We start from the raw sequence: 7,929 nt of genomic DNA on the forward strand, positions 1-7,929 counted from the left end.
AGTTACTCCGTTAGGCCACGAAGCACAGGACTTCGCCACCGACGCCCTGTTGGCGCGCCTGCGTGTCGGTCATGATGCCCTTGGAAGTGGAAATGATGGCGATACCGAGACCGGCAAGCACCTTCGGCAGATCGTCCTTGCCGCGGTACTGGCGCAGGCCGGAGCGCGAGACGCGGCTCAGCTTGTCGATGACCGGCTTGCCTTCGAAGTACTTCAGGACGATTTCCAACTCGGCCTTGTTGTTTTCGGTCTTGGTCACGCGCGAATCCGCGATATAGCCTTCTGCCTTCAATACGTCGGCGATGGCGACCTTGATCTTGGACGACGGCATTTTCACCGTCTGCTTGCCGACAGCGGCCGCATTCTTGATGCGGACCAGCATATCGGCGATGGGATCAGTCATGCTCATTAGTGTTTACCTTTGAGTAGCACCGATATCCGCTTTCGCGAAAATCTTGGGATATCCCTGGAAACCCCAGGAGGTATGCGGCCCCGGAAAGGGGCCAGCCGCGGCTGGCCGCGGGAACTGCACATTATACGACAACAAGTCCGGTCAATGCCGGACTTGCTTAACCACCCGCTCCGGGAATGTCCCGGAACCGGCAGATTCTTACCAGCTGGCCTTGCGCAGACCCGGAACGTCACCGTTCATGGTCGCCTTGCGCAGCATGTTGCGGCCCAGGCCGAACTTGCGGTACACGCCACGGGACCGGCCGGACAACTCGCAACGGTTGCGTTCGCGGCTGGGCGACGAGTCGCGCGGCAGCTTCTGCAGCTTGGTCACGGCTTCCATCTTCTCTTCAAAAGAAGCGGTGGTGCTGGAAATGGTCTTCTTCAGTGCGTCGCGCTTGGCGCCGTACTTTTTTGCAAGCTTGGCCCGCTTGATATCGCGGTTCACCATTGAGGTCTTAGCCATATTTGGTTTCCTGGCGTATCAGTTACGGAACGGGAACTTGAATGCTTCGAGCAACGCCTTGGCTTCGGCGTCGGTCTTGGCGGAGGTGGTGATGGCGATATCCATACCGCGGACGGCGTCGACTTGGTCGAAGTCGATTTCCGGGAAGATGATCTGTTCCTTCACACCCATGTTGTAGTTGCCGCGACCGTCGAACGAACGGCCGGACACACCACGGAAGTCGCGAACGCGCGGCAGCGAGATGCTGACCAAGCGGTCCAGGAATTCGTACATCTTGGAGCGACGCAGGGTGACCTTGCAGCCGATCGGCCAGCCGTCGCGGATCTTGAACGAAGCCACCGAAACGCGGGACTTGGTCGTGATCGGCTTCTGGCCACTGATCTTGGCCAGGTCGGCCACGGCGTTTTCCAGGATCTTCTTGTTCGTAGCGGCTTCACCGACACCCATGTTGATGGTGATCTTGGTGATCCGCGGAACTTGCATCGGATTGGTGTAACCGAACTTCTTCATCAGAGCCGGTGCCACTTCTTCCTTGTAGATTTTTTCGAGACGGGTGTTCATGACCTCATTCCTCAGGCGTCGAGCGCCTCACCGCTGGAGCGGAACACACGCAGTTTGCGTCCATCCTCCAGCACCTTGAAACCAATACGCTCGCCCTTGCCCGTCGCCGGGTTGAAGACCGCCACATTGGAGATATGGATCGAAGCTTCGCGTTCGACCACGCCACCAGCCACTCCGGCCTGGGGGTTCGGCTTGGTATGGCGTTTGATGATGTTGACGTTGGAGACGACCACGCGGTCACCATCCACACGCACCACATCGCCTTTTTTGCCCTTGTCCTTGCCGGCGGTGACGACTACTTGGTCGCCTTTCTTGATTCGGTTAGCCATTTCTATGTCCTCCGCTCACAGCACTTCGGGTGCGAGCGAAACGATCTTCATGAACTTCTCGGATCGCAGCTCACGGGTGACAGGCCCGAAGATGCGCGTGCCGATCGGCTCTTGCTTGTTGTTGAGCAGCACGGCGGCGTTGCCGTCGAAGCGGATCAGCGAACCGTCGGGACGGCGAACGCCCTTACGGGTGCGCACGACCACGGCGTCGTAGACTTCGCCTTTCTTGACCTTGCCGCGCGGGATGGCGTCCTTCACGGTCACCTTGATGATGTCGCCAATGTGCGCGTAACGGCGCTTGGAGCCGCCCAGCACTTTGATACACATCAGTTCCTTGGCGCCGGAGTTGTCGGCCGCGTCAAGGTAGCTCTGCATCTGGATCATGATTCAGACTCCTCTTATTCAGCCGCGCGGGTGACGATTTCCACCACACGCCAGTTCTTGGTCTTGGAGATGGGGGCCACTTCGGTCACGCGGACCACGTCGCCTTCCTTACAGCTGTTGTCGGCATCGTGGGCGTGCAGCTTGCTCGAACGGCGGATGTACTTGCCGTACAACGGATGCTTGACCTGACGCTCCACCAGCACGGTGACCGTCTTGTCCATCTTGTTGCTGACGACACGGCCTTCGACCGTACGCTGTGTCTTTTCTTGGTTATCGCTCATCGCGGCATTCCTTACTTGGTGCTGCCGAGCAGGGTTTTGACGCGAGCAATCTCGCGGCGCACCCGCCGGGTTTCATGGGTCTTCGGCAGCTGGCCGGTGACCTTCTGCATACGGAGCGAAAATTGCTCTTTGCGCAGATCGATCAGATGGGCCTTGAGTTCGTCAGCCGACTTCTCGCGGAGTTGCTTGAGTTCCATTAGCGCACCGTCCGGGTCACGAAAGTGGTGGTGACGGACAGCTTGGCGGCGGCCAGGCGGAACGCCTCGCGCGCGATTTCCTCGCTGACGCCTTCGATTTCATAGATCATGCGGCCGGGCTGAATCTGCGCCACCCAGTACTCCACGTTGCCCTTACCGGAGCCCATGCGGACTTCGATGGGCTTCTTGGTGATGGGCTTGTCCGGGAACACGCGGATCCACATCTTGCCGCCGCGCTTCACGTAGCGGCTGATGGAACGGCGCGCGGCCTCGATCTGGCGCGCGGTCAACTGACCATGCGCCGTGGCCTTCAGGCCGTACTCGCCAAAACTGACGAGATTGCCGCTCCAGCTCAGGCCTTCGTTACGGCCCTTGTGCATTTTGCGGTATTTGGTTCGCTTGGGTTGCAACATTGCCTATTACCTCGCGTCACGGTCACGGGCTGGACGCGAAGGACGTTCGCTGCGCTCGGAGCGCGCGTCGTCCTGCTTTTCCTGACCCACCTGGCTGAAATCGAAGATTTCGCCCTTATAGACCCACACCTTGATGCCGATGATGCCGTAGGTGGTCTTCGCCTCGGCAAACCCGTAATCGATGTCGGCACGCAGCGTATGCAGCGGCACGCGGCCTTCGCGGTACCACTCCGAACGTGCGATTTCTGCACCGTTCAAACGGCCAGCAACGTTGACCTTGATGCCCAGCGCGCCCAGACGGATCGCGTTGCCCACGGCGCGCTTCATCGCGCGACGGAACATGATGCGGCGCTCCAGCTGTTGCGCGATCGACTCGGCGACCAGCTGCGCGTCCAGTTCCGGCTTGCGCACTTCGGTCACGTTGATGTGCGCCGGAACGCCCATCAGATCGCTGACTTCCTTACGCAGCTTCTCGATGTCCTCGCCGCGCTTACCAATCACCACGCCCGGACGGGCGGTGTGAATGGTGACGCGCGCCGTCTTTGCCGGACGCTCGATCAGAATCTTGGAGATGCCGGCCTGAGCCAACTTCTTGCGCAGCATTTCGCGCACCTTGAGATCGGCCGCCAAGTACTCGGCGTAGTCACGCTTGTTGGCGAACCACTTGGAATTCCAGTCCTTGGAGATACCAAGACGGATTCCGGTCGGATGAACTTTATGACCCATAGTCTTATTTGCCCTTGCCGGTGGCTTCGCCCACCACGACGGTGATATGGCTGGTGCGCTTGAGGATACGAGTGCCGCGACCCTTGGCACGGGCCATGAAACGCTTCAGCACCGGACCTTCGTCAACCATGATGGTCGTGACCTTCAGTTCGTCGACGTCGGCGCCCTGGTTGTTCTCGGCATTGGCGATCGCCGACTCGACCACTTTCTTGATCAGATGAGCGGCTTTCTTGTCCGAGAACTTCAACAGATTGACGGCGCGTTCGGCCGATAGACCACGCACTTGATCGGCGACCAGGCGGGCCTTCTGCGGAGAGATGCGCGCGGTGCGCAGGATGGCTTTAGCTTCCATAGTCATCTCTCCTTACTTCTTGCCGCCGGCTTTCTTGTCGCCGCCGTGACCTTTGAAGGTACGGGTGACGGCAAATTCGCCGAGCTTGTGGCCGACCATGTTCTCGTTGACCAACACCGGAACGTGGTTCTTGCCGTTATGCACGGCGATGGTGAAACCCACCATTTCCGGCAGGATCATTGAACGACGCGACCAGGTCTTGATCGGTCGCTTGCTGCCGCCCGCGGCCTCCACCTTCTTGATGAGGTGGTGATCGACGAACGGGCCCTTCTTGAGTGAACGTGCCATGGTCGATTAGCCCCTACGATCGCGGACGATGAATTGCTGGGTGCGCTTGTTCTTGCGCGTCTTGTAGCCCTTGGTCGGCACACCCCACGGGGTGACCGGGTGCGGGTTGCCCTGCCCTGCCTTGGCCTCACCACCACCGTGCGGGTGATCGACCGGGTTCATGGCTGCACCGCGAACGGTCGGCTTGACACCGCGCCAACGCTTGGCGCCGGCCTTGCCGAGCTTCTCCAGGCTGTGCTCGTCATTACCGACTTCACCGACGGTAGCGCGGCAATCGACCTGCACCTTGCGCATTTCGCCGGAGCGAAGGCGCAGCGTGGCGAAGCCCTGCTCGCGAGCGACCAGCTGTACGGCGGCACCGGCGGCACGAGCGATTTGAGCGCCCTTACCGGGCTTCAGTTCGATGCCGTGGACCGTCGTACCGACCGGGATGTTGCGCAGCGGCAGCGTGTTGCCGGTCCTGATGGGAGCATCACGGCCTGCGATCACTTGATCGCCAGCCTTCAAGCCCTTCGGAGCGATGATGTAGCGACGCTCGCCATCGACGTAGCACAACAGCGCGATATGCGCGGTGCGGTTGGGATCGTATTCGATCCGCTCCACGCGCGCCGGAATGCCTTCCTTATCGCGCTTGAAGTCGATGATGCGGTAATGCTGCTTGTGGCCACCTCCGATATGACGGGTGGTGATACGGCCATGGTGGTTACGACCGCCGCTCTTGCTCTGCGGTTCCAGCAGCGCAGCATGCGGAGCACCTTTGTGCAGGTCCGGCGTTACCACGCGGACCGCGGAACGGCGGCCGGCAGAGGTTGGTTTGAATTTCATCAATGGCATGTGGATCTACCTCAGGCCTTGGCCGTTACATCGATAGCCTGGCCATCGGCCAGACGCACATACGCCTTGCGCCAGTCGCCGCGACGGCCGGTGCGGTTACGGAAGGACTTGTTCTTGCCCTTGACGTTGACCACATTGACTGCCTCGACCTTGACGTCGAACAACTTCTCCACTGCAGCCTTCACATCGGCCTTGGTGGCGTCGTTCGCAACTTCGAAGACGTACTGATTGGAGACTTCCTGCAGACGCGCGGTCTTCTCGGACACGCGCGGAGCACGGAGCACGCTGAAAATCTTTTCGTTACTCATGCCAGCCACTCCTCGATCTTCTTGATGGCATCGGCGGTGACCACAACCGTGTCGGCGCCAACCAGCGAAGCCGGATCCAGGCCCTGCACGTCGCGCACTTCCACATAGGGGAGATTGCGGGCGGACAGGTACAGATGCTCGGAAGCTTCTTCAGTGACGATCAGCGGACGGCGACCGACTTCCAGACCCTTGAGCTTGGCGATCAGGCCCTTGGTGTTGCTGGCATCCACATCGAACGCATCCACGACCATCAGACGATTCTGGCGGTTGAGTTCCGACAGGATGGCGCAGATGGCGGCGCGGTACATCTTACGGTTGACCTTCTGCTCGAAGCTGCGCGGCTTAGCCGCGAAGGTCACACCACCACCGACGAAGATCGGGGCGGTCAGGGCACCGTGACGAGCACCGCCACCCTTCTGCTTCTTCGACTTCTTAGTGGTTCCGTTGACTTCCGAACGGGTCTTCTGCGCCTTGGTGCCGGCACGACCTGCGTTGCGGTAGGCAACGACGACCTGGTGAACCAGGTCTTCGCTGAATTCGCGACCGAACACTGCGTCGGAGACCGACAGCTTGTTGGCGCTACCTGTGATGGCTAGTTCCATCGTCGTTCTCCTTTAACCCTTGCTCGCCGGGCGGACGATTACATCGCCGCCTGGCGCACCTGGCACTGCGCCACGGATGGCGATGAGGCCGCGCTCGGCGTCCACTTTCACCACTTCCAGGTTCTGGGTGCTTTGCTGCACGGCGCCCATGTGACCGGACATCTTCTTACCCGGGAACACACGACCTGGCGTTTGGCGCTGACCCAGCGAACCCGGCGCGCGATGCGACAGCGAGTTACCGTGGGTAGCGTCACCCATGCGAAAGTTCCAGCGCTTGATGGTGCCCTGAAAGCCCTTGCCCTTGGTCACGCCCTGGACGTCGACTTTCTGGCCCACTTCAAAGATGTCGGCCTTGATTTCGCCGCCCACCGTGAAGTCACCCAGCTTGTCGTCTTCGACACGCAGCTCCCACAAACCACGACCGGCTTCCACCTTGGCCTTGGCCAGGTGACCCGTAGCGGGCTTGTTGATCAGCGCGGCACGACGGGTGCCGACGGTCACCTGCACGGCACTGTAGCCGTCGGTTTCCGGAGTTTTGATTTGGGTAATGCGATTCGGAGTGGCTTCGATCAGGGTCACCGGCACGGACTTGCCATCTTCGGTGAACACCCGGGTCATGCCGGCTTTACGGCCGACGAGACCCAACGAATATTTCTTCGCGGTCATGATCAGGGCCTCAGGTCAGCTTGATCTGGACGTCGACGCCAGCCGCGAGCTCGAGCTTCATCAGCGCGTCCACGGTCTTGTCGTTGGGGTCGACGATATCGAGCACACGCTTGTGCGTGCGGGTTTCATACTGGTCGCGCGCGTCCTTGTCGACGTGCGGGGAAACCAGGATGGTGAAACGTTCGATCTTGGTCGGCAGGGGGATCGGGCCGCGCACCTGCGCGCCGGTCCTCTTGGCCGTCTCAACGATCTCGCTGGCCGAGCGATCGATCAAACGGTGATCGTACGCCTTGAGCCTGATTCGGATCTTTTGGTCCGCCATGACGGATATTCCTTCGTTAAAAAGAGCGACGGGCGCGGCCTCTGGGATGCCTTGCCCCGGTTAGTTCCAGATGTTGCTTTTCCCCTTGCCGGCGCCGTTGTAATCCACGACCGGTTTTGAGCCGAAAGGCTGGGGGTTCTTCCTGAAAAACTAGGCAGGCCGGTAAACCGGCCCGCCCAGACAGAAAAGTATAGGACGCGTAACTCTCCTCGTCAATAGCGAGGAACACCCGTTGGCGCGAATCCACCATGGGTCAGTACGCGACTCTCCTTGTCCGGCGAACACGAGGCGCTTCCTGCGTCTCTTTTCGCGGTAGGCCGACGGCCTCCCAGGGGGCGCCGGCGAATATTGCGTAACCCTAGAGAGACCAAAGCCTCACAGGGGCTGCGAAGTATAACGGGGTTCTTGCTGGTTTTACAGCGATCCGGAGATTTTATTCGCCGGATTGCGAATGCTGGAGCCAGTTGCTGACGAATAAAGTCAAGGTCGCTGGATCCCCGCCTGTGCGGGGATGACGATTGACCACGCCGGAGAAGCCCGAATATCGTCTTCGCGGAGGTTAACGCTCCAGTCAACTCACGTCGCTGGACCCCGGCCTGCGCCGGGGTGACGGCCTGACAAAGCCGGGCGGGCTTGGCGCCCGCCCGGGTCAGGACGTCACTTGATGATCTTGGCTACCACGCCGGCGCCGACGGTACGGCCGCCTTCGCGGATCGCGAAACGCAGACCTTCGTCCATCGCCACCGGGTT

Annotated in this window: 16 protein-coding genes and 1 pseudogene; all 17 read right to left on the minus strand. The window is 60.4% G+C overall.

Features of this window, described 5'->3' with window-relative positions; genetic code table 11:
• Positions 1-10: 10 nt before the first annotated feature.
• Positions 11-409 carry a 30S ribosomal protein S8 gene (rpsH, locus tag AB6O04_RS03870; RefSeq protein ID WP_337343129.1) on the minus strand — a complete coding sequence of 133 codons (399 nt, stop codon included), beginning with the start codon at positions 407-409 and terminating at the stop codon, positions 11-13.
• A 201-nt stretch (positions 410-610) separates the two neighbouring features.
• Positions 611-916 (minus strand): 30S ribosomal protein S14, encoded by a 306-nt coding sequence (gene rpsN, locus AB6O04_RS03875; RefSeq protein WP_337343130.1) that lies wholly within the window; start codon positions 914-916, stop codon positions 611-613.
• Positions 917-934: 18 nt separating this feature from the next.
• On the minus strand, positions 935-1,477 hold the full coding sequence (gene rplE, locus AB6O04_RS03880) for a 50S ribosomal protein L5 (RefSeq protein ID WP_368562453.1): 543 nt from the start codon (positions 1,475-1,477) through the stop codon (positions 935-937).
• 11 nt (positions 1,478-1,488) lie between these two features.
• Entirely contained in the window at positions 1,489-1,806 is a 318-nt protein-coding gene (gene rplX, locus AB6O04_RS03885; protein ID WP_337343132.1) for a 50S ribosomal protein L24, read from the minus strand.
• A gap of 15 nt (positions 1,807-1,821) precedes the next feature.
• The gene (rplN, locus tag AB6O04_RS03890; RefSeq protein ID WP_042614221.1) at positions 1,822-2,190 is read right to left on the minus strand and encodes a 50S ribosomal protein L14; all 369 of its coding nucleotides are present in this window, start codon (positions 2,188-2,190) and stop codon (positions 1,822-1,824) included.
• 14 nt (positions 2,191-2,204) lie between these two features.
• Positions 2,205-2,471 (minus strand): 30S ribosomal protein S17, encoded by a 267-nt coding sequence (gene rpsQ, locus AB6O04_RS03895; RefSeq protein WP_368562456.1) that lies wholly within the window; start codon positions 2,469-2,471, stop codon positions 2,205-2,207.
• Between the two features lie 11 nt (positions 2,472-2,482).
• Positions 2,483-2,668, minus strand: a complete 186-nt coding sequence (gene rpmC / locus AB6O04_RS03900) for a 50S ribosomal protein L29 (protein ID WP_368562457.1) — start codon at positions 2,666-2,668, stop codon at positions 2,483-2,485.
• A complete protein-coding gene (gene rplP / locus AB6O04_RS03905; protein ID WP_097121890.1) occupies positions 2,668-3,081 on the minus strand; it encodes a 50S ribosomal protein L16 in 414 nt (137 codons plus the stop codon). Before rplP ends, rpmC begins: the two co-directional genes overlap by 1 nt.
• 6 nt (positions 3,082-3,087) lie before the next feature.
• Positions 3,088-3,807, minus strand: coding sequence for a 30S ribosomal protein S3 (gene rpsC, locus AB6O04_RS03910; protein ID WP_368562458.1), 720 nt, complete (start codon positions 3,805-3,807; stop codon positions 3,088-3,090).
• A gap of 4 nt (positions 3,808-3,811) precedes the next feature.
• On the minus strand, positions 3,812-4,159 hold the full coding sequence (gene rplV, locus AB6O04_RS03915; RefSeq protein WP_337343136.1) for a 50S ribosomal protein L22: 348 nt from the start codon (positions 4,157-4,159) through the stop codon (positions 3,812-3,814).
• A 12-nt stretch (positions 4,160-4,171) separates the two neighbouring features.
• On the minus strand, positions 4,172-4,447 hold the full coding sequence (rpsS, locus tag AB6O04_RS03920; protein ID WP_337343137.1) for a 30S ribosomal protein S19: 276 nt from the start codon (positions 4,445-4,447) through the stop codon (positions 4,172-4,174).
• Positions 4,448-4,453: 6 nt separating this feature from the next.
• Positions 4,454-5,281 (minus strand): 50S ribosomal protein L2, encoded by an 828-nt coding sequence (gene rplB / locus AB6O04_RS03925; protein ID WP_368562459.1) that lies wholly within the window; start codon positions 5,279-5,281, stop codon positions 4,454-4,456.
• 11 nt (positions 5,282-5,292) lie between these two features.
• Positions 5,293-5,589 (minus strand): 50S ribosomal protein L23, encoded by a 297-nt coding sequence (rplW, locus tag AB6O04_RS03930; RefSeq protein WP_368562460.1) that lies wholly within the window; start codon positions 5,587-5,589, stop codon positions 5,293-5,295.
• Positions 5,586-6,191 (minus strand): 50S ribosomal protein L4, encoded by a 606-nt coding sequence (rplD, locus tag AB6O04_RS03935; protein ID WP_368562461.1) that lies wholly within the window; start codon positions 6,189-6,191, stop codon positions 5,586-5,588. Before rplD ends, rplW begins: the two co-directional genes overlap by 4 nt.
• A 12-nt stretch (positions 6,192-6,203) precedes the next feature.
• The gene (gene rplC, locus AB6O04_RS03940) at positions 6,204-6,857 is read right to left on the minus strand and encodes a 50S ribosomal protein L3 (RefSeq protein WP_368562462.1); all 654 of its coding nucleotides are present in this window, start codon (positions 6,855-6,857) and stop codon (positions 6,204-6,206) included.
• A 10-nt stretch (positions 6,858-6,867) separates the two neighbouring features.
• A complete protein-coding gene (gene rpsJ, locus AB6O04_RS03945; protein WP_162109793.1) occupies positions 6,868-7,179 on the minus strand; it encodes a 30S ribosomal protein S10 in 312 nt (103 codons plus the stop codon).
• Between the two features lie 657 nt (positions 7,180-7,836).
• Positions 7,837-7,929: pseudogene (locus AB6O04_RS03950) on the minus strand (elongation factor Tu); the annotation flags it as partial.

This window comes from Pseudoxanthomonas sp. UTMC 1351 (assembly GCF_040948865.1).
Classification (GTDB): Bacteria; Pseudomonadota; Gammaproteobacteria; order Xanthomonadales; family Xanthomonadaceae; genus Pseudoxanthomonas_A.